Below are 19,047 nucleotides of genomic sequence, written 5' to 3'. Positions count from 1 at the left end.
CCGACTACTTCAGCAGACGCGACATGCGCCGGTCGGCCAGGACCTTGCCGCCGGTCTGACACGTCGGACAGTACTGAAAAGACTTGTCCGCGAACGATACTTCGCGCACGGTATCCCCGCACACCGGGCACGGCAACCCGGTGCGGGCGTGCACCCGCAATCCCGAGCGTTTCTCGCCTTTGAGCGTGGCCGCCCCCTGCCCGACGGACCGGCTCACCGCGTCGGTGAGCACGGAGACCATGGCGTCGTGCAGCGCGGCGAGCTGCGCGCCGGACAGCTTGCCTGCGGTGGCGAACGGCGAGATGCGGGCGACGTGCAGGATCTCGTCGCTGTACGCGTTGCCGATCCCGGCAATCACCTTCTGATCGGTGATGACGGTCTTGATCCGGCCGGCGTTGCCGGCCAGCAGATCGCTCAGCGCGTCCACGTCGAGGTTCAGCGCGTCCGGGCCGAGCGCGGCGATCCCGGGTACCAGCGCCGGGTCCTCGACCAGCCACACCGCCAGCCGCTTCTGGGTGCCCGCCTCGGTGAGGTCGAAGCCGGGCGCCTCGCCGGGCGTGCCCAGGTGCACCCGCAGCGCGATCGGGCCCTTGCCGGGCCGCAGCGGCGCCGCGGCCAGCTTGTCCGACCACCGCAACCAGCCGGCACGTGACAGATGGGCGATCAGCAAGAGGCTGTCCGTCCGCAGTCCGAGGTATTTACCCCACCGCTCGGCGCCGACCAAGGTCTGGCCGCGCAGCGCGTCGATCGGCGGGTCGAAGGTCTTCAGCACCGACAGGGCGGCGATGTCGACCCGGCCGATGGTCAGGCCGACGGCGTGGCGCCGCAGGTGGTCGACCAGCGCTTCGATCTCGGGAAGTTCGGGCACGTTTTCAGTGTGCCGGTCGCAGCAAATAGGTGTCCATGATCCAGCCGTGCCGGGCGCGGGCTTGCGCCCGCAGCGAAACGATGCGGGGTCCCACCTCCCCGATGGTGCCCGCCACGAGCAGTTCGTCGTCGGTGCCGAGGTAGGCGCCCCACCAGATCCGGGTGTCGTGCGGGCAGATCTGGAACGAGCAGTCACCGTCGAGCATGACGACGGCGGACCCCGAGACCGGCCCATGGTCGCGCAGCTGGCGTCCCGTGGTGATCAGCACGGGTTCGCCGACATCGTTGAGCGGGATGCGGTGCCGCGCGGTCAGCGCCTGCACCGCGGTGATGCCGGGGATCACGTCGAAGCTGAAGTCGACCCGCGCGGCCACCGCGTCGAGGATGCGCAACGTGCTGTCGTAGAGCGACGGATCACCCCAGGCCAAAAACCCCCCGACGCCGTCCGGGCCGAGCTCGGCGCAGATGGCGTCGGCCCAGATCTGCGCGCGGGCGCCGTGCCACCGCGCGACCGCGTCCCGGTAGTCGGTGTCGGCCGCGCGCTTCGGGTCGGCCAGCTCGACGAAGCGGTAGCCCGGCTCGCGGATGAAGCGCCCGCAGATCTCGCGCCGCAGCGCCACCAGGTCGCTCTTCTGCTCGCCCTTGTCCATCGCGAAGAACACCTGTGTGTTGTTGAGCGCCTCGATCGCCTGAACAGTCACATAGCCGGGGTCGCCGGCGCCGATGCCGATGACGTGAATGTGCCGGCCCACTGCGTCGCCTCCTGATGCTCGTTGCCAGTCAGATTGCCGAATTGCAACCTTCGAGATCTAGCCGGGACCGCAAGTACCCAGTACCATGGGTACCGTCTCAAGCACCCAATGGAGGGACGGCAACGATGACCACCCCGGTGAAGGCGGCAGGCCCGAGTCGTGAGGAATTTTCGGATCGTTTACTGAAGGGCTCGGTCAAGAAGTCGTACGAACCCGTCGTCGACATCGACTGGGATGCCCCGCTGGACCCGGACAAGTTCTATCTGCCGCCCCGGCTGGTGTCGCTCTACGGGACGCCGATGTGGGACGAGATGACCCGCGAGCAACAGATCGAGCTGTCCCGGCAGGAACTGGTCAACACGCTGTCCGCCGGCATCTGGTTCGAGAACATGCTCAACCAGGCGTTGCTACGCACCATCCTGCACGAGGACCCGACCAGCAGGTCGACGCATTACAAGCTGACCGAACTGGGCGACGAGACCCGGCACATGGTGATGTTCGGCAAGGCCATCGAACGCGTCGGCGCCAGGCCGGTGCGCCCCAGGCTCATTCACCGGATGATCATCAATGCGCTGCCGTTGGCCTTTCAGCGCGGCTCGATGCTCTGGGTGGCCGCCCTGATCGGCGAGGAGATCTTCGACTCGCTGCAGCGGCAGATGATGGACGATCCGCAGTTACAGCCAATCATCCAGCGGCTCATGCGTATTCACGTCACGGAAGAGGCGCGCCACATCCAGTTCGCACGCGACGGGGCGCGCAAGCGCGTGGTCGAGATGCCCCGGGTCAACCGCTGGTTCATGGCCAACATCAACGGCCTGGGCGGCTACTTCTTCAACTATCTGTTCAGCAATCCCGTCCCCTACGCCCGGGCGGGCCTCGACCCCAAGAGGGCGCGAAAGGTCGCGCGTACCAATCCCCATCGGCGCGACACCCAGGTCGCCGGATTCGCCCCACTGGCGGCGTTCCTGAACGAGGTCGGCCTGATGGGCCCGATCGCACGCCGCGGCTGGAAGCGCAGCAGGTTTCTGTGAGCCAGTCGCGGGACCGCGCCGAGCGCCGTTGCCGCATCGCCGTCGCGGGTTCGGGTTCCCGCGGCACGATCACCCAAAGTGCCTTGCGGGCAAGCGGTTTCACCGACCTGGTGATGCTGGACCGGCCCTTCGAGCGTGTGCACTATGACGACGACTCCGACACCTGGCAACTGACCACGGCGGATGCCGAGCAGATCCGCGCCGACGTCGCCGTCGCCGCTGACCGTCCCGTCCAGCGGCCCTGGCTGCCCCCCATACCCGGGCGCGACGATTTCGGCGGAGCCTCATTCCATTCCGCGGCCTGGGACCGCGGGTTCGACCCGTCCGGCAAGCACATCGCGGTGGTCGGCACCGACGCCTCGGCCGGCCACCACCTCGGGTGGCTGGTACAGCCGGCGGCGTCGGTCACCGTCTTCGCCCACGCGCCGCGCCGCATCGTGACCGACGTCCAGCCGTGGTCCACCCGCGCCGCGCTCAGGCTGCGCCGCCGCACCCGTTCGCACCCGATGACAATCGCCGCCTCCGCGATCGACGCGGTGACCGCCTCGGGGGTGCGCACCGTCGACGGCGTCGACCACCGCGCCGACGCGATCATCTACGGCACGGGCTTTTTCATCCCCGGGGATGTCGCCGACGACATATTGGTCGGCACGGCCGGCGTGACCATCCGGCAAGCCTGGCACGACGGCATGGAACCGTTCTGCGGGATATCCGTCCGCGGGTTTCCGAATTACTTCTTCATCACCGGCCCCGATCCGGCCGCGCAGGCGCGCTACGTCTGCGAATGTCTGAAGGCCATGGAGCGCACCGCCAGCGGCCGCATCGAGGTGCGCGCCAGCAGCCAGCAGGTGTACAACGAGCGTGCTCAGCTGCGTCCTGTCGCGCCACCCCCGGTGGTATCGGCCTTCGACCTGTCGGGCAGCGCGCCCGCCCGCGAAGACGCCTACGACGGCGCCGCCACCCTGGAGATCGCCGGTACCCGCCACGCGGTGCGGGTCCGGCTCACCGGTCACCTCGACCCGATCGACGGCCACTACCACTGGCAGGGGACGGTGTTCGGTTCGGCATCGGACCCTTTGTCCGGCGACGTCCTCAAGCGAGCGAGAACCGGCACGCTGACGGTCGGTGAGCGCAGCGCGCGGGCACGCATCGTCGAGGAGACACCCTGGGGGACGCACTCGGTCGCGGGGGTGGGCGCTCCCCCATACGCGTTGAGCAATCACTGAGCGCCCACGGGCCCGCCGGTATGACGGCTGCGAAGTCGATGCTTTGCGCAGGTCAACGACCTGTTTTCCGGATTTAAACGAAAAGTTTGGCGGCGCTCACCGCGTGGTATGCCCGTTGCAAACGCCTGCCGGGCATGGGGCTGTGGCGTGCGCGACTGCCCGACGGGCTGGTAGGAGGGGACCGGATGGCGCTATCGTTGCGGACTTGCGCTATGGATTTACGGTATCCGCAGTTGCGGCCTGCGATTTTCCCGCTGTATCGAGGGCGTCGAACCCCGAATTAGACTTTTGTCGCTGAGAGCGGATACTCAAGCAATCGACCGGGGATGATGCGAGGAGCGGAAATGGAACCGGACGCCGGGACGCTGGCATGAGCCCGGTCGCCGTTGAGATGCGTACCGATGACGCGGTCGCCGTTCTGACCGTCGACGGTGAGCTCGATGACGCCCACTCGACCGCCCTTCGCGAACGCATCCTCCTGGCCGCCCTCGACGATGCCGCCGCCGTGATCGTCAACGTCTCCGGGCTGAAGGTGCACACCCCCTCGGCATGGTCGGCCTTCGTGGGCGCGTACTGGCAAATCGGCAGCGTCGGCCACATTCCGATCGTGTTGGCCTGCACCAACCGGGCCGTCCGTGAAGCGATCACCAGTAGCGGTCTCACCCACTTCATGCCGGTCTATTCGAGCGAGAAGGCCGCGTTCAAGGCACTCGGCCAGAACAGCCGCCGCCCCGTGCGCCGCTTCGAAGTGCAGCTGCCCGCCGACCTGACCAGCCTGCGCGAGTCACGCCGCCTGGTCCGCGAATGGCTCACAATCTGGTCGCGGCCCAAGCTCATCCCGGTGGCGTTGGTGGTGGTCAACGTCTTCGTGGAGAACGTGCTGGAACACACCCACAGCGTTCCCGCGGTACGAATCGAGGTGCAGGGCACCACCGCGACCGTCGCGGTATCGGATGCAAGCACCGCGCCCGCGGTGCGATTGCCGTCGCCGAAGCAGGGCATCGATGTGGCCGGGTTGGCGATCGTCGACGCGTTGTCCCGCGCATGGGGCAGCACGCCCATCTCGTCCGGCAAGACGGTATGGGCGGTCATCGGCCCGGAGAACCAGCTTTAGCCCGAGACCGCTCTGCCCGGTGAACCCGGGTCCTCGCCGCGCCCCACCGACGGTTGTGCTCAAACTAGAACACGTTCTAATGTCGAGTGACGACCACTCCAGGAAGGCAGATGACGTGCGGTTTACCTACGCCGAGGCGATGACTGACTTTAAGTACTACATCCCACTGGCCAAGGCGGCCGAGGAGGCCGGCTACGACGCCATGACGATCGCCGACAGCATCGCGTATCCCTTCGAATCCGACTCGAAATACCCCTACACCCCGGACGGCAACCGCGAGTTCCTGGACGGCAAGGAGTTCATCGAAACCTTCGTGCTGACTTCGGCATTGGGCGCGGTGACGACGAAGCTGCGATTCAACTTCTTCGTGCTCAAACTGCCCATCCGGCCACCGGCGTTGGTGGCCAAGCAGATCGGGTCGCTGGCCGCCATGACCGACAACCGGGTGGGTTTCGGCGTCGGCACCAGCCCGTGGCCCGAGGACTATGAGTTGCTGGGTGTCCCGTTCGCCAAGCGCGGCAAGCGGATGGACGAATGCATCGAAATCATCCAGGGACTCACCACCGGTGAGTATTTCGAATTCCACGGCGAGTTCTATGACATCCCCAAGACCAAGATGACGCCGGCCCCCACCAAGCCCGTCCCGATCCTCATCGGGGGGCATGCTGACGCGGCGCTGCGGCGCGCGGCGCGCCTCGACGGCTGGATGCACGGCGGCGGCGACCCCGAGGAACTCGACCAGCTGCTGGCCAAGCTCAGGAAGTTCCGCGAAGAGGCCGGCAAGACCGGGCCGTTCGAGATCCATGTCATCTCGGCCGACGCCTACACCGCGGATGGCATCAAACGGCTCGAGGACAAGGGCGTCACCGATGTCATCGTCGGGTTTCGCATCCCCTACATCAAGGGCAACGACACCGAGCCGCTGGACAGCAAGATCCGCAACCTGGAGATGTTCGCGGAAAATGTGATCGCGAAGCTGTAGCGGCGGTCGCAAGCGCGGCGCAGCCGGGCGCAGCGGGTCGCCACAATCGACAGAAGCCGGGCGCGGCGGGCCGCCGCCATCGGGTCAGCGGCGGAAAAGCGTTACAGCACATCCCATTTCGGGGCCCGCTTTTCGCGGTGTGCCATCGCGGCCTCGGCCGGGTTGTTGGTGAAGCCGCTGAGGATCTGGGTGCGGTTCTCGATCTCGATGGCATGGCGCAGGCTCGGCGCGTCCAGCGCGGCGTTGAGGCCGATCTTGGTCTGCCACACGCCGTATGCGTTGTTCGCGGCGATCGAGCGGGCCAGCTCGAGCGCGGCCGGCATCAGCCCATCGGGGGCCACGACCTCGTGCACCAGCTTGATGCGATAGGCCTCGGCCGCATCGATAATGCGGCCGGTGAGCATGAGTTCGCGCGCCACCCCGGCGCCGACGATCTTCGGCAGCAGGTAGCTGTTGCCCATGTCCATCGACGAGAAGCCCGCTTTGATGAACACCGACCCGAACCGGGCCTGTTCGGAGGCGACCCGGATATCGCAGACCAACGCGAAAGCCAGGCCTCCCCCGACGGCGACGCCGTTGACCGCGCCGATCACCGGAACATCCATCTCGTAGATCCGGGTGTAGAGGTTGGCCAACCGCACCTGGGCGTCGTAGTTGACCTTGAACGCCGGCGTGGTCGGCTTGCTCGGCGTCCACGCCCGACCGGTGCCGCTCAGGTCGGCGCCGGCGCAGAACCCGCGTCCGGCGCCGGTCAGGATCGCCACCCGGTAGTCGCCTTTGTCCAGCACGTCGAGTGCCTCGTGGACGCCGTCGATCAACGACCCATCGATGGCGTTGAGGCGCTCCGGCCGGTTCAGGGTGATGCAGGCGATGTCGTCTTCGACGGGTTCGAGTGTCACTGCGGGCATAGGGAAACCGTAGGCGACATCGCCGTTCACCAACGAGGCATACCGTGGTTTTGCCACCCATCGAAGGAGAAACCATGGCACGAACCGACGGCGACACCTGGGACCTGGCCAACAGCGTGGGCGCCACCGCCACGATGGTGGCCGCGGCCCGGGCGGCCGCCACCAAACGCCCGCAACCGGTCGTCGTCGACGAGTTCGCCGAGCCGTTGGTGCGCGCCGTCGGACTGGACGTGTTCACCAGGCTGGCGACCGGCGAACTTGATTCGGACGACATCGAGGAGGGTGTCGGATTTTCGCGGATGGTCGACACCTTCGCCGCCAGGGCGCGGTTCTACGACGACTATTTCGCCGCGGCCGGCCAGGCCGGCCTGCGTCAGGTGGTGATCGTGGCCTCGGGTCTGGACTCGCGGGCCTACCGGCTGCGGTGGCCGGCCGAGACAACGGTGTACGAGATCGATCAGCCGGAGGTGATCGCGTTCAAGACGGCGACGCTGGCTCAGATCGGCGCGGCCCCGACCGCCGAACTGCGCACCGTCGGTGTCGATTTGCGAGACGACTGGCCGACGGCGTTGCAGGCGGCGGGCTTTGATCCGGACCATCCGACGGCATGGCTGGCCGAGGGGGTGTTGATCGGGTTCCTTCCGCCCGAGGCCGAAATTAGATTGCTGGACGCCATCATCCCGTTGTCCCACGAGGGCAGCCGGTTCGCGGCCGACTTTGGGACCGTCGCCCCGGCGACGCCGGAAGGGCAGAACCAGTCCCGGCTCATGACCGAGGGGTGGCGACGGCACGGGCTCGAGCTGGACATCGCCGGCCTGGCGTACCCGGGCGAGCACACCGACGTCGCCGAACACCTGGCGGCAAACGGGTGGGATACCACCACATTCCGGCTCGCCGACCTGTTCTCCGCGGCAGGGCTGCCCGAACTGGGGCCCGCCGGGAATCAGGTTCCCGCAACCACGATCCGCTTCGTCAGGGCGGTGCGGCTCTAGCCGTTATGGGCCCACCGAACGCGAGCCTACGCACGAATTCGGCGTCAGGCCCGACGCTCGACGTTTGGATCTGGGCACCGCAGGTGATCAGGCGGACCGTTTGGCCAGCCATTCGGCCTGCATCATCAGCAGGGCCATGACCTCCAATTGCGGTGTCTGCGCGTCGAGTTCGCGGTATCGCTGATAGACATTGACGACGACGCGCTCAGCGTCCAGCCAGGTGGCGTACTCACCGAGGTCGATGGTGTCGGCGGCGTCCGCCCAGGACAGGCCCCGGCGGTACGCGGCCTCGGCCTGCTCGGCGACGTGCACCAGATAGCCACGCACCGCGCGGATTCCATCCGTATCGGTGATCGGGCCGTGGCCGGGGATCACCGTCGGCGCGTCCAGCGCGATCATCGTGTCGCACGCCGCCACCCAATTGGCGATCGGGCCCGCCCACACGATGGGCGTGCAGCCGATGAACAGCAGGTCGCCGCCGAACAGCACCCCGGCGTCGGGCACGTGTACCACCGAGTCGGCGGCGGTGTGCGCGGGGCCCAGGTTCAAGACCTCGACCCGTCGACCACCGACCTCGACGGACAGCTCGCGTTCGAAGGTCTGGTCGGCGTTGCGCAGCGTGATGTTGCTGAAGTCGAAGTGCCCGAAGCGTTCTCGCGTGTACGGGGTGGCCACCGGCCCGAGGTTGGCGGTTTGCGCCATGGCCAGCATCTCGGGCGGCATGCCGTGCTCGATCTCCTCGGCGGTGCCCTGTGCGGCGATGATGCGCACCGACGCGTCGAGCAATTGGTTGCCGTGCGTGTGGTCGCCGTTGGAGTGGGTGATCACCGCGTCGGTGATCGGCGCCGGTCCGGTGATGGGCCGCATCGCGGTGAGCATCTCGCGCGTCAGCGCCAGGTCGAACAGAGTGTCCACCAACAGGGAGGCGCCCTCGCCGGCGATCAGCCCGGCGTTGCTCCACCCGTAACCGCCGTCCGGCAGCGTCCACGCCCACACCCGGTCGGCGACTGCGTGCAGCCCGCGGGTGTAGGGCACCCGGGTCGGCGCCCGGTTGACCCGCCGGGCGGCAGGCGGGGCGTCCGGATTGGGGCGGGCGGCCAACCGGTGGGGCGCGCCGCTCGCGCGGACGGTCTGCCGGGTCTCCCCCAGGCCCTGCACCTGGAGCGTGACGACGTCTCCGTCCTGCAGCCAGCCGGGAAATGATTCCAGCGCAGCGGGATTGAGGTGCTCGACCAGTGTGCAGGTGGGCACGGTCCCGGAGCCGATGACGTCGCCGGGGTTGAGGGTGACGCCGCGCGAGGCATAGGAGATGACTTCACCGAAGGTCCAGTCCATCTGTGCCGTCGACCCCGTGCCGATGACGACGTCGTTGACCAGGGCGGTGACCTGGAGGTCCAGCCTGCCCGGATCGGAGGGGCGGCGGTACGGCTCGAGCTCGTCGGGGGTCACCAGGTAGGGGCCGAGCGTTACCCCGCTGTCCTTGCCCTTGCCCTGCCCGATTCCCAGTTGGCTTTCCAGCTGCTGCAGGTCGCGCGCGGACCAGTCGTTGAAGATCGTGTAGCCGATGATGGACCGCTCGGCCTGTTCGACGGTGAGATCCCTGCCGCCCGCGCCGATCACCGCCGCGATTTCCAATTCGAAGTCCTGCCAAGCACTTCCGGGTGCCGTCGGAGCGTCGTCGTAGGGGCCTAAAACCGTTGTCGGACAGGCGAAGTAGAACGCGGGGATGCGATACCAGGTGTCGGCGAGTACGCGCCCGGCACCCAGCGCGGCTTGGCAGTTGCGCATGTGGTCGAGGAAGCACAGGGAATCCCGGATCGACGGCGGACCCGGGATCGGGGCCATCAGCTTCACGTGGTGCACCCGTACAGGGTCCGAACGCAGCGCCTGCTCGCCGGCGTCGCTCAGGCCTTCCGCGCCGCGGCCGACCAGATCGAGCAGCGTCACCCCCGGCGGCATCGGGTGGATCGCGTCGTCGACGAGCACCCCCGTCCGCTCGCCGTCATCGCCTTGATAGGTAACCCATTTCACTCGCGTACCACCTCACTCGCTTCTTTGTCCGGCCGCAGGCCCCGCCAACTCGATTGGCGCAGCCGGTTTTCCGGTGTCCACTCGCTGTAGCGCACCTCCCCGACCAGGACCGGTTCGACGTATGTCACGCCCCGCGCCTCGCTGCGGGGAAGTGGTGGGCGGAAAGGGGATTCGTCGGTATGCAGCGGCGCCAGCGTCTTCTTCAGCTTGGCCAGGTCGCGTTCGGTGAACCCGGTGCCGACGCGCCCCGCGAAGTGCAGGCCGTCGGCGGCGGGGATGCCCATCAGCAGCGATCCGATGCCGGTGCTGCGTCCGCCTTCCCCCGCCTTCCAGCCGCCGATGACGACTTCCTGGGTGTTCCAGTGCTTGTCCTTGATCCACGACGACGAGCGCCGGCCGGGCTGATAGGTGGAGTCCCGCCGCTTGGCGATCACCCCCTCCCAGCCGCGCTCGCTGGAGTACTGCAGCGCCTGGGCGCCGTCCCCGGGTAGCAGCTCGGGAACAATGAGATCGCCGCCGGCGCCCAGCATTTCCAGTACTTTACGCCGGTCCCGGTAGCTGGCCCGCAGCAGCGAGCGGCCGTCGAGGTACAGCACGTCGAACGCCCAGAATTCGACCCGCGAGCCCCGGCCGCGGTTCTGCATCTCGTGGAAGTCGGGCACACCGGCGGAGTCCAGGACCACGGCCTCGCCGTCGAGGACCACATGGTGATCGACGAGATCCTCGGCCAGCGAGGCCAGTTCGGGATACTCCCGAGTGACTTCGCGGCCGCGGCGCGACCGAATCCGGACGGCGCCATGGTCCGCCTCGATCAAGAGCCGGTAGCCATCCCATTTTCCTTCGAAGGCCCATTGGCCCGCCTTGAGCGCTGCCACCGAACCGTGGGTGGCCAGCATGGGGGCGATGGCGTCGAACTGGAAGACGTTCTGGTCCTTCATCCGGTGCGCCAGCCACTGGTTGCCGTTTGTTTGGATCAGTGCATAGCGTCCGGACACCTTGTCACCATGCAGGTTGACGATCACCTCCCCTTTTTCGGCGGAGTCATTGAACTTCTCGGCCTCGTAGGTGCCGGCGTCCCAGATGACCACCTTCCCTGCGCCATACTCGCCTTTGGGGATGATGCCCTCGAACCCGCCGTACTCGAGCGGATGATCCTCGGTGTGGACCGCCAGATGGTTCACCGAGGTGGTTTCGGGCAGGTTCTTCGGCACCGCCCAGGACACCAGCACGCCGTCTCGTTCCAGCCGGAAGTCGTAGTGCAGCCGACGCGCGTGGTGTTCCTGGATGACGAAGCTATTCCCTTGCCCGGTAACGGGTTTCGCCCTGGGCACCGGTTCGGGGGTTTTGGACGCGTCGCGCATGCTGCGGTATTTGCTCAGGCGATCCGGGACGGGCGCGTCCCGGTCCAGCGCTGCCAGCAGATCACCGTCGCGGGCGACCCGGTCCAGCACTTCGTCGTACCGCAACTGGCCCAGCTCCGGGTCGTCGAGTTCCTCCCAGGTGCGCGGCGCCGCCACCATGGGTCGTTCGCGCCCGCGCAGCGAGTACGGCGCGATGGTCGTCTTGGCGCCGTTGTTCTGACTCCAGTCGAGAAAGACCTTGCCGGCCCGCAGGCTCCTGGTCATGGTCGACGTCACCAGCGTGGGCATCGTTTTTTCCAGTTGCTGCGCAACGCGTTTGGCCAACACGGTGGCGCCCTTGCTGCTCACCGGCTCGCGCAGCGGCGCGTAGAGGTGCAGGCCCTTGCTGCCGCTGGTGAGCGGATACAGCTCCAGCCCGATCGCGGTGATCAGTTCTCGGACGGCGCACGCCACCTCGGCCAGCTGGGGCATCGTCACGCCGTCGCCCGGGTCGAGGTCGAACACCAGGCGGGTCGCCGGGCCGGGCTTGTATTCCTCGGCCCGGCTGCGGGTCCATTCGGCGACGAAGCGCCACTGCGGTACGTGAACCTCCAGCGCGGCCTGCTGGGCGATCCAGGCGAGGGCGTCCACGCTGTCGATGATCGGGTAGGTCGTCGTTCCGGATCGATGTGTCACGCCGGCGCGCGGCAGCCAGTCGGGCGCCGACGCGGCCAGCTGCTTTTCGAAGAACGATTCCTCGTCGACGCCGTTGGGCCAGCGCTTCCGCGTGGCGGGCCGCCCGGCGAGGTGCGGGATCATTACCCGGGCAATGCGCGTGTAGTAGTCGAAGATGTCGCTCTTGGTGGTTCCGGTCGCGGGGTAGAGCACCTTCTCGGCGTTGGTCAGTTTCACCCGCGGTGCCATGTTGTCAACCTACGCGTTTCGCGCGTGTTAACCGCTTTGACCACCGGTAATCGTGTGGGAGCCGGATTATTTTGTGACATGACGCACGGACACGTATACCTCCCCTACATTCGGGGCACAGACACACGATGTTTGATGTGATCCCCTCTCCCTGGCGTCCAAAAGGCGGCGTCCCACTGAGCGACGCGACACTACGACTGCACTCGCAACGAGTCGACGTGCCGACCTACGACCGGTCGGCACTCAGTCGAGGAGTCGTCCACATCGGTGCGGGCAACTTCCACCGCGCACACCAAGCCGTCTACTTCGACGATCTGGCCCGATCGGGCATCTCCGGGCGTTGGGGGGTGACCAGTGTCAGCCTGCATTCCCCCGACGTCAAACACCTGCTGTCGGCCCAAGACGGGCTCTACACGGTGGTGCAGCGTGGCCATGATCGCCAAACGGCCCGCGTGGTCGGTTCGATCGGCTCCGTTCATTACGCGCCCAATGACGGCGCGGCGGTCCGCAGCGCCCTGGCAGACCCGCAAACCCGCGTGGTCAGCCTGACCATCACCGACAACGGCTACTTCCTGAATCCGGTCACCGACGAGTTCGACGCCGACCACCCCGACGTGCGCGCCGACCTCGTCGCATCCGGCAGCTACGCCACCGCGTGGGGATACCTGGCTGAAGCCCTCGACCGGCGCCGGCGCGCCGGCATCGCGCCGTTCACCGTGTTGTGCTGCGACAACGTTCCCGGCGACAGCCAGCCTGCCAGGACCGCGTTGGTGTCGTTCGCCACGTTGAAGGATCCCGCGCTCGGCCGCTGGATCGCGACGCACGTCGCCTTCCCGTCGACCATGGTCGACCGCATCACGCCGCAAACCACCAAGTCGGAGCTCGCGTTCGTCGAGCAGACGTTCGGTATCGCCGACAAGTGGCCGGTGGTCACCGAGCCGCATCGCCAATGGGTGATCGAGGATTCGTTCAGCAACGGGCGACCACCGCTCGACGAGGTCGGAGCCGAGTTCGTCGCCGACGTCAGCGACCACAAGCTGATCAAGACACGCCTGCTGAACGGGACCCACATCGCGCTCGCATGTCTGGCCACTCTGGCGGGTCACCAGCGCACCGACGAGGCGATGCGCGACCGCGTCATCTTCGATTACGTCGAGAAGCTGCTGCGCGACGAGATCCAGCCGCTGCTGCCGGCGGTTCCCGGGATGAACTCCCCCGAGTACCGGGGCACCCTGCTCGAGCGGCTGAGTAACCCCCGCATGAGCGACCAGCTGTCCCGGCTGGCCCGACGGGGAACGAGCAAGATCGCGACGTTCGTGCTGCCCTCCCTGCAGGAGGCCATCGCGCAGGGCAGGCCGCACACGCTGCTGATGTTGGCGGTCGCCGGCTGGGCCCGCTACATGCGGGGCCACGACCTCGACGGGCGAAAGCTGCGCCTCGAAGACTCACAGGCGATACCGGTGGCCAGGCTGGCCAATGTGGCGAGCAGCAACCCCGACCCTCTGCTGAGTCATGAGATGTTCGCCGAGGTGCGCGCGGTTCCCGGTTTCGCCGAGCGCCTGAGGGCCATGATTGCCGATATCGACGAGCGCGGCGTGGTGCCCACCCTGCGCGACGCGATGCGCCACGACGAGCGGGAGTTGGTGTCGCGATGAATGACGGCTTGACCTTTGTGCGCAGCTTCGATCCTGCGCCCATCACGACATTGCTGTGCGACGCCGACGACAACCTGTTCGGGTCGGAGCGGCCGGCGTTCGACGCCTCGACCGAGGTGACCAACCGCTTCCTGGCCCGGTTCGGTGTCACGTCCCCGCTCAGCTCCGAGGAGTTGCGCAAGCGGGCCGTCGGGAAAAACTTCCGCACCACGGCTCTCGACCTGGCGGTGCAATGCGAAGTGCCGCTCGATCAGGCGCTGAGTCAGGGCCGCCCCGCCGCGGTGGTGGCCTCGGCCGGCGACCTCGCGAGCGACAACGCGTTGTCGGCCGGCGAACTCGAGCAGTGGGTGCGCGAGGAGCGGGAACGGGTCACGGCCCACCTTGCCGCCACCCTGACCCCCGACCCCGAGGTGCTGGAGCCGCTGCGAGCCCTCGCGGGGCGCTACGCGCTGGCGGCCGTGAGCTCCAGCGCCACCAAGCGCCTGCGCGCCTGCTTCGCCGCCACCGGCCTGGACTCGCTCCTCTCGGAGGCGGCGACGTTCAGCGCGGAGGACTCCCTCCCGGTGCCCACCAGCAAGCCCGACCCGGCGGTGTATCTGCATAGCGGGCAGGTGCTGGGCGTCGCGGCGGAGCAGGGGCTGGCCATCGAAGACTCCGTGGCCGGCGTGACATCCGCCGTCGCGGCCGGCTACGTCACCGTCGGCAACCTGATGTTCGTACCGCCGGACGAACGGGACTGCCGCCGTGAGGAATTGATCGATGCCGGCGCCGTCGCTATCACCGACTCGTGGCGCGCCCTGGCTGACGCCCTCCTGTTATCGGCGTTGCCGACCGGGGGTCCGGGCGCCCGGTAACCATCCGAACCCGACCCGGGGAGGAGTTGGCCAATGGAGGCCGGAATCAACCTGAACAATGCGACGCTCGCGACGCTGCCCATCGACGCACCCGGCTACGACCGCGGCAGCGTGACCGTCGGGATCGCGCACATCGGCGCGGGTCACTTCCATCGCGCGCATCAGGCCGCATACCTCAATCTTTTGCTGCAGCAGGGCCTGGCGCAGCAGTGGGGCATCTGCGGCGTGGGGGTGATGCCCGCCGACTGGACCATGCGCGACGTCCTTGACGCTCAGGACGGGCTCTACACGCTGATCCTGGAAAACCCCGACGGCAGCCATGACGCGCACGTGATCGGCTCGATCATCGACTACCGGTATGCGCCCGACGATCCCGAGTCGGCGGTGGAGGTGCTGGCAGCACCGACCACCCGGATCATTTCGCTGACCATCACCGAGGGCGGTTATCGCGACCCGGACGGGCCCGCGTTCACGTTGATCGTCGAGGCGCTGGACCGCCGCCGCGGCCGCGGGATCGCCGCGCCGACGATCGTGTCGTGCGACAACATCGAGAACAACGGCGAGATCGCCCGGCGGGCCGTGCTGGCCAACGCTGAAAGCCGAGATCCCTTGCTGGCCCAGTGGATTGGCGAGCAGGCCCGGTTCCCCAGTTCGATGGTCGACCGGATCACCCCGGCCACCACCTTGCAGATGGCCGCGGAAGTGCGGCGCGACTTCGGCATCAACGACCGGTGGCCGGTGGTGGCCGAGCCGTTCACCGCATGGGTACTCGAAGACGACTTCGCCGACGGCAGGCCACCCTTGGAACGTGCGGGCGTGCTGTTGGTCGACGACGTGGCACCGTACGAGTTGATGAAGCTGCGACTGCTCAACGCGGGGCATCAGTGCCTGGCCTACTTCGCGCATCTGTGCGGCTTCAAGTTCGTCCACGAAGCCGCCAACGATCCCCTGTTCGCCGAATTGCTGCTCGCCTATTTCGAATCCGAGGCGATCCCGACGTTGCCTCCGGTTCCCGGCATCGACCTGCATGACTACACCCGCACGCTGGTCGAACGGTTCTCCAACCCGGCCGTACGCGACATGGTGCCGCGGTTGTGCGCCTATACGTCGGATCGCATCCCGAAGTGGCTGATCCCGGTGATCTGCGACAACCTCGCCAGTGACGGTCCGGTCCGCGTGGCGGCCGCGGTGGTGGCGAGCTGGGCCCGCTACGCCGAGGGCACCGACGAATGGGGCACGCCCTACGAGGTGGTGGATCAGCTCGCGGATTCGCTGATCCCGATCGCGCGCTCACAGTATGAGAATCCCACCGCGTTCATCGAGATCGCCGCGCTGTTCGGCGACCTGGCCCACCAGCCGCGCTTCGTCCAGGCATACCTGTGGGCGCTGGATTCCTTGCACCACAAGGGAGCTCGCGCGACCCTGGAGGCCTTGGTGCGATGAGCCGGGGGCTGGTGATCGGCGAGTCGCTGATCGACGTCGTCGAGGGCGACGAGCACGTCGGCGGCAGTCCGCTCAACGTCGCCGTCGGACTGGGCAGGCTGGGCCGCGCGGTCGACTTTTTGACCTCGATCGCCGACGATTCGTATGGCCGGCGCATCGTCGACTACGTCGAAGCCGCAGGGGTGCAACTCGTTTCGGAAAGCCGGACGGCGCAGCGCACGGCGACCGCGCGGTCGACAATCGCGAAAGACGGATCCGCCGAGTATGTGTTCGACCTGGATTGGCGGCTCTCCGGCACACCTCCGGTGGCCCCTCCGCTCTTCGTCCATACCGGATCGATTGCCGCCGTGCAGGATCCGGGATGCCTCGCGGTCGCGGCGCTGATCGACGCCTATCGCGTCTCGGCGACGGTCACCTTCGATCCCAACGTACGGCCGTCGCTGATCGCCGACCGGGCACTGGCCGTCGAGCGCATCGAGCATCTCGTCGAGCGCAGCGACATCGTGAAAGTGAGCGAAGAAGACCTGCGCTGGATCGACCCCGCTCACCCGCCCGAGCACATCGCACAGACGTGGCTGAGGCTGGGTCCCGCCGTTGTGGCGGTGACGATGGCCGACCGCGGTGCCGTGGGCTTCTGCGCGGCGGGAGTCGCACGGGTGCCGACGCGCGCGGTGAGCGTGATCGACACCGTCGGCGCCGGTGACGCGTTCATGGCGGGTCTGCTCGACGCGCTCTGGGAATCCGGATCGTTGGGCGGCGACCGGCGCGCCGCGTTGCACGGCATCAACGTGGACGCGCTGACGTCCGCGCTCGACGCGGCGAGCCTGACCGCGGCGCTCACTGTCGCTCGCCCGGGGGCCGACCTGCCGGATCGTGCCGCGCTGGACGCCCAGACAACCTGGCGGCAGTGACGCCTTGCGCGCGTCTTGCGCGTAGACGCGGCCGCTCGCCTGCTGTTACGCGGCGAACACTATGGGCATACTGACTTGCATGCGTTCCATCTGGAAGGGTTCCATCGCGTTCGGGCTGGTTAACGTCCCGGTCAAGGTGTACAGCGCCACCCAGGACCACGACATCAAGTTCCACCAGGTGCACGCGAAGGACAACGGCCGCATCCGTTACCAACGCGTGTGCGAGGTGGACGGCGAAGTCGTCGAATACCGTGACATCGCCCGGGCCTACGAATCCGACGACGGTCAGATGGTCATCATCACCGACGACGACATCGCCACCTTGCCCGAGGAACGCAGCCGCGAGATCGAGGTACTGCAGTTCGTGCCTGCCAGCGAGGTCGACCCAATGCTGTTCGACCGCAGCTACTTTCTGGAACCGGACTCCAAGTCATCGAAATCCTATGTGCTGCTTGCCAAGACGCTCGCCGAAACTGACCGGATGGCGATCGTTCACTTCACACTGCGCAACAAAACCCGGCTGGCGGCGTTGCGCGTCAAGGACTTCGGCAAGCGCGACGTGATGGTGGTGCACACCTTGTTGTGGCCCGACGAGATCCGCGACCCAGACTTCCCCATCCTGGACAAGAAGGTCGAGATCAAGCCCGCCGAGCTCAAGATGGCCGGTCAGGTGGTGGAGTCGATGGCCGAGGAGTTCAACCCCGACCGTTACCACGACACCTACCAGGAGCAGCTGCAAGAGCTGGTCGACGCCAAACTCGAAGGCGGAGAGGCGTTTACCACCGAGGAGCAGCCAAAGGAGCTGGACGAGACCGAGGACGTCTCGGATCTGCTCGCCAAGCTGGAGGCCAGCGTGAAGGCGCGGTCCGGCAACGGCAAGGCTCCGGCAAAGAAGGCCGCGGCGAAAAAGGCCCCCGCCAAGAAGATGGCCGCCAAAAAAGCTCCGGCCAAAAAGGCGGCGAAGAAAGCGGCGTCGAAGTCCTGACCCAGATCAGCGTCCGCGGGTTGCCAGGAAACGGGTCAGCGCCGCGACGACGTTGATCACGGCCACCATGATGATCAGGGTCAGCGCCGCACCCCAGATCCGCAGGAAGCCGGCGTGTTCGGGGTTGGTGAGCTCGGTGTAGATCAGCAGCGGCAGTGACGCCATGTTGCCGTGGAAGATGTCGAGGTTGATCGATCGGCTGTAGCCGACCAGCACCAGCACCGGCGCGGTTTCGCCGATCACCCGCGCGATGGACAGCAGGATTCCGGACACGATGCCGGGCATCGCGATCGGGAAGACAATCCGCACGATCGTCTTCCACTTCGAGACGCCGAGCGCGTAGCTGGCCTCCCTCAGGTCATCGGGCACCAGCCTGAGCATCTCCTCGCCGGAGCGCACCACCACCGGCAGCATCAGCAGGACCAGAGCCAGCGACACCGCGAACGAACTCTGCTGGAAGCCCAGGGTGGCGATCCAGAGGCTGAAGACGAACAACGCCGCCACGATCGAGGGCACCCCCGCGAGCACGTCGACCATGAACGTCGTCAGCCGCACCAGCCGCCCGGATCCGTATTCCACCAGAAAGACGGCGGTCATCAGGCCCAGTGGCACGGCCAGCCCCGCGGCCACCCCGGCTTGCACCAGCGTGCCGTACAGCGCGTGGTAGACCCCTCCAGAGAACTGCTCGGGCAGCACCCCGTGCAACGAGTGGGTCCACCACTCCGACCGCGTGACGGCGTACCAGCCCCGCTCGACCACGATCCACAACACCCAGAAAAGTGGCACCAGCGCCACGCAGAACGAGCCCAGGAAGAAGATCGTCGCGGCGTTGTTGGTGATCCGGCGCCTCAAGCTCAGCGGCGTGAACACCTCGACCTTGACCGGCCGGTCCAGCGCTTCAACACTCACCAGCGCCGCTCCTCCTCATCGCTACGCTCTGCATCGTCACGACGCGACTCACCAGCGCCGCTCCTCCTCATCGCTACGCTCTGCATCGTCACGACGCGACTCACCAGCGCCGCTCCTCCTCAT

At 67.2% G+C, this 19,047-nt stretch carries 16 protein-coding genes and 1 pseudogene; 10 read left to right on the top strand and 7 right to left on the bottom strand.

Features of this window, described 5'->3' with window-relative positions; all coding sequences use genetic code 11:
* Positions 1 to 4 precede the first annotated feature (4 nt).
* The 3 genes and pseudogenes from OQ789_RS23075 to cobF form a co-directional block, all read right to left on the bottom strand.
* Positions 5 to 475 (bottom strand): zinc finger domain-containing protein, encoded by a 471-nt coding sequence (locus tag OQ789_RS23075; RefSeq protein WP_324688536.1) that lies wholly within the window; start codon positions 473 to 475, stop codon positions 5 to 7.
* Positions 476 to 625: 150 nt separating this feature from the next.
* Positions 626 to 868, bottom strand: a pseudogene (locus tag OQ789_RS23070) (DNA-formamidopyrimidine glycosylase family protein); the annotation flags it as partial.
* Positions 869 to 872: 4 nt separating this feature from the next.
* A complete protein-coding gene (cobF, locus tag OQ789_RS23065) occupies positions 873 to 1,619 on the bottom strand; it encodes a precorrin-6A synthase (deacetylating) (protein WP_324688497.1) in 747 nt (248 codons plus the stop codon).
* A gap of 125 nt (positions 1,620 to 1,744) precedes the next feature.
* Between cobF and OQ789_RS23060 the strand changes: the two genes are divergently transcribed.
* The 4 genes from OQ789_RS23060 to OQ789_RS23045 all read left to right on the top strand — a co-directional run bounded on the left by OQ789_RS23060 (position 1,745) and on the right by OQ789_RS23045 (position 5,972).
* Complete coding sequence (locus OQ789_RS23060) at positions 1,745 to 2,650, top strand: diiron oxygenase (protein ID WP_324688496.1); 906 nt, start codon at positions 1,745 to 1,747, stop codon at positions 2,648 to 2,650.
* The gene (locus OQ789_RS23055; protein WP_324688495.1) at positions 2,647 to 3,876 is read left to right on the top strand and encodes a DUF4873 domain-containing protein; all 1,230 of its coding nucleotides are present in this window, start codon (positions 2,647 to 2,649) and stop codon (positions 3,874 to 3,876) included. Before OQ789_RS23060 ends, OQ789_RS23055 begins: the two co-directional genes overlap by 4 nt.
* A gap of 370 nt (positions 3,877 to 4,246) precedes the next feature.
* Positions 4,247 to 4,990 carry an STAS domain-containing protein gene (locus tag OQ789_RS23050; protein ID WP_324688494.1) on the top strand — a complete coding sequence of 248 codons (744 nt, stop codon included), beginning with the start codon at positions 4,247 to 4,249 and terminating at the stop codon, positions 4,988 to 4,990.
* A 115-nt stretch (positions 4,991 to 5,105) separates the two neighbouring features.
* Entirely contained in the window at positions 5,106 to 5,972 is an 867-nt protein-coding gene (locus OQ789_RS23045; protein WP_324688493.1) for a TIGR03619 family F420-dependent LLM class oxidoreductase, read from the top strand.
* Positions 5,973 to 6,073: 101 nt separating this feature from the next.
* Here the strand turns inward: OQ789_RS23045 and OQ789_RS23040 are convergent, their stop codons facing one another.
* The gene (locus OQ789_RS23040) at positions 6,074 to 6,880 is read right to left on the bottom strand and encodes an enoyl-CoA hydratase/isomerase family protein (protein ID WP_324688492.1); all 807 of its coding nucleotides are present in this window, start codon (positions 6,878 to 6,880) and stop codon (positions 6,074 to 6,076) included.
* A 74-nt stretch (positions 6,881 to 6,954) separates the two neighbouring features.
* Here OQ789_RS23040 and OQ789_RS23035 point away from each other — a divergent pair, with 74 nt between their 5' ends.
* Positions 6,955 to 7,872, top strand: a complete 918-nt coding sequence (locus OQ789_RS23035) for a class I SAM-dependent methyltransferase (protein WP_324688491.1) — start codon at positions 6,955 to 6,957, stop codon at positions 7,870 to 7,872.
* Positions 7,873 to 7,959: 87 nt separating this feature from the next.
* Here OQ789_RS23035 and OQ789_RS23030 read toward each other — a convergent pair whose 3' ends face one another.
* Complete coding sequence (locus tag OQ789_RS23030) at positions 7,960 to 9,903, bottom strand: fumarylacetoacetate hydrolase family protein (RefSeq protein WP_324688490.1); 1,944 nt, start codon at positions 9,901 to 9,903, stop codon at positions 7,960 to 7,962.
* Entirely contained in the window at positions 9,900 to 12,167 is a 2,268-nt protein-coding gene (locus OQ789_RS23025; RefSeq protein WP_324688489.1) for an ATP-dependent DNA ligase, read from the bottom strand. Before OQ789_RS23025 ends, OQ789_RS23030 begins: the two co-directional genes overlap by 4 nt.
* 128 nt (positions 12,168 to 12,295) lie before the next feature.
* Between OQ789_RS23025 and OQ789_RS23020 the strand changes: the two genes are divergently transcribed.
* From OQ789_RS23020 to OQ789_RS23000, 5 genes are all read left to right on the top strand, one after another.
* Positions 12,296 to 13,822 carry a mannitol dehydrogenase family protein gene (locus OQ789_RS23020; protein WP_324688488.1) on the top strand — a complete coding sequence of 509 codons (1,527 nt, stop codon included), beginning with the start codon at positions 12,296 to 12,298 and terminating at the stop codon, positions 13,820 to 13,822.
* Positions 13,819 to 14,676, top strand: a complete 858-nt coding sequence (locus OQ789_RS23015) for an HAD family hydrolase (RefSeq protein WP_324688487.1) — start codon at positions 13,819 to 13,821, stop codon at positions 14,674 to 14,676. The genes OQ789_RS23020 and OQ789_RS23015 overlap by 4 nt, the downstream gene beginning before the upstream one ends.
* Positions 14,677 to 14,709: 33 nt before the next feature.
* Complete coding sequence (locus tag OQ789_RS23010; protein WP_324688486.1) at positions 14,710 to 16,119, top strand: mannitol dehydrogenase family protein; 1,410 nt, start codon at positions 14,710 to 14,712, stop codon at positions 16,117 to 16,119.
* A complete protein-coding gene (locus OQ789_RS23005; protein WP_324688485.1) occupies positions 16,116 to 17,030 on the top strand; it encodes a carbohydrate kinase in 915 nt (304 codons plus the stop codon). The genes OQ789_RS23010 and OQ789_RS23005 overlap by 4 nt, the downstream gene beginning before the upstream one ends.
* Positions 17,031 to 17,109: 79 nt before the next feature.
* Entirely contained in the window at positions 17,110 to 18,015 is a 906-nt protein-coding gene (locus tag OQ789_RS23000; protein WP_324688484.1) for a Ku protein, read from the top strand.
* 6 nt (positions 18,016 to 18,021) lie between these two features.
* On the opposite strand, the gene pstA is transcribed toward OQ789_RS23000, so the two are convergent.
* Entirely contained in the window at positions 18,022 to 18,924 is a 903-nt protein-coding gene (pstA, locus tag OQ789_RS22995; RefSeq protein ID WP_324688483.1) for a phosphate ABC transporter permease PstA, read from the bottom strand.
* Positions 18,925 to 19,047 lie beyond the last annotated feature (123 nt).

The organism is Mycobacterium sp. 94-17, assembly GCF_035617725.1.
In the GTDB taxonomy this organism is placed as follows: Bacteria; Actinomycetota; Actinomycetes; order Mycobacteriales; family Mycobacteriaceae; genus Mycobacterium.
Note: the sequence above shows the minus strand (reverse complement) of the source record. Positions and strands in the feature narration are given on the sequence as shown.

What these genes read in the sequence shown, in the direction of transcription:
- OQ789_RS23060 (WP_324688496.1), top strand. Translation starts at nt 1,745, where the DNA reads ATGACCACCCCGGTGAAGGCGGCAGGCCCGAGTCGTGAGGAATTTTCG.
- OQ789_RS23050 (WP_324688494.1), top strand. Translation starts at nt 4,247, where the DNA reads ATGAGCCCGGTCGCCGTTGAGATGCGTACCGATGACGCGGTCGCCGTT.
- OQ789_RS23040 (WP_324688492.1), bottom strand. Translation starts at nt 6,880, where the DNA reads ATGCCCGCAGTGACACTCGAACCCGTCGAAGACGACATCGCCTGCATC.
- OQ789_RS23035 (WP_324688491.1), top strand. Translation starts at nt 6,955, where the DNA reads ATGGCACGAACCGACGGCGACACCTGGGACCTGGCCAACAGCGTGGGC.
- OQ789_RS23025 (WP_324688489.1), bottom strand. Translation starts at nt 12,167, where the DNA reads ATGGCACCGCGGGTGAAACTGACCAACGCCGAGAAGGTGCTCTACCCC.
- OQ789_RS23020 (WP_324688488.1), top strand. Translation starts at nt 12,296, where the DNA reads ATGTTTGATGTGATCCCCTCTCCCTGGCGTCCAAAAGGCGGCGTCCCA.
- OQ789_RS23015 (WP_324688487.1), top strand. Translation starts at nt 13,819, where the DNA reads ATGAATGACGGCTTGACCTTTGTGCGCAGCTTCGATCCTGCGCCCATC.
- OQ789_RS23010 (WP_324688486.1), top strand. Translation starts at nt 14,710, where the DNA reads ATGGAGGCCGGAATCAACCTGAACAATGCGACGCTCGCGACGCTGCCC.
- OQ789_RS23005 (WP_324688485.1), top strand. Translation starts at nt 16,116, where the DNA reads ATGAGCCGGGGGCTGGTGATCGGCGAGTCGCTGATCGACGTCGTCGAG.
- OQ789_RS23000 (WP_324688484.1), top strand. Translation starts at nt 17,110, where the DNA reads ATGCGTTCCATCTGGAAGGGTTCCATCGCGTTCGGGCTGGTTAACGTC.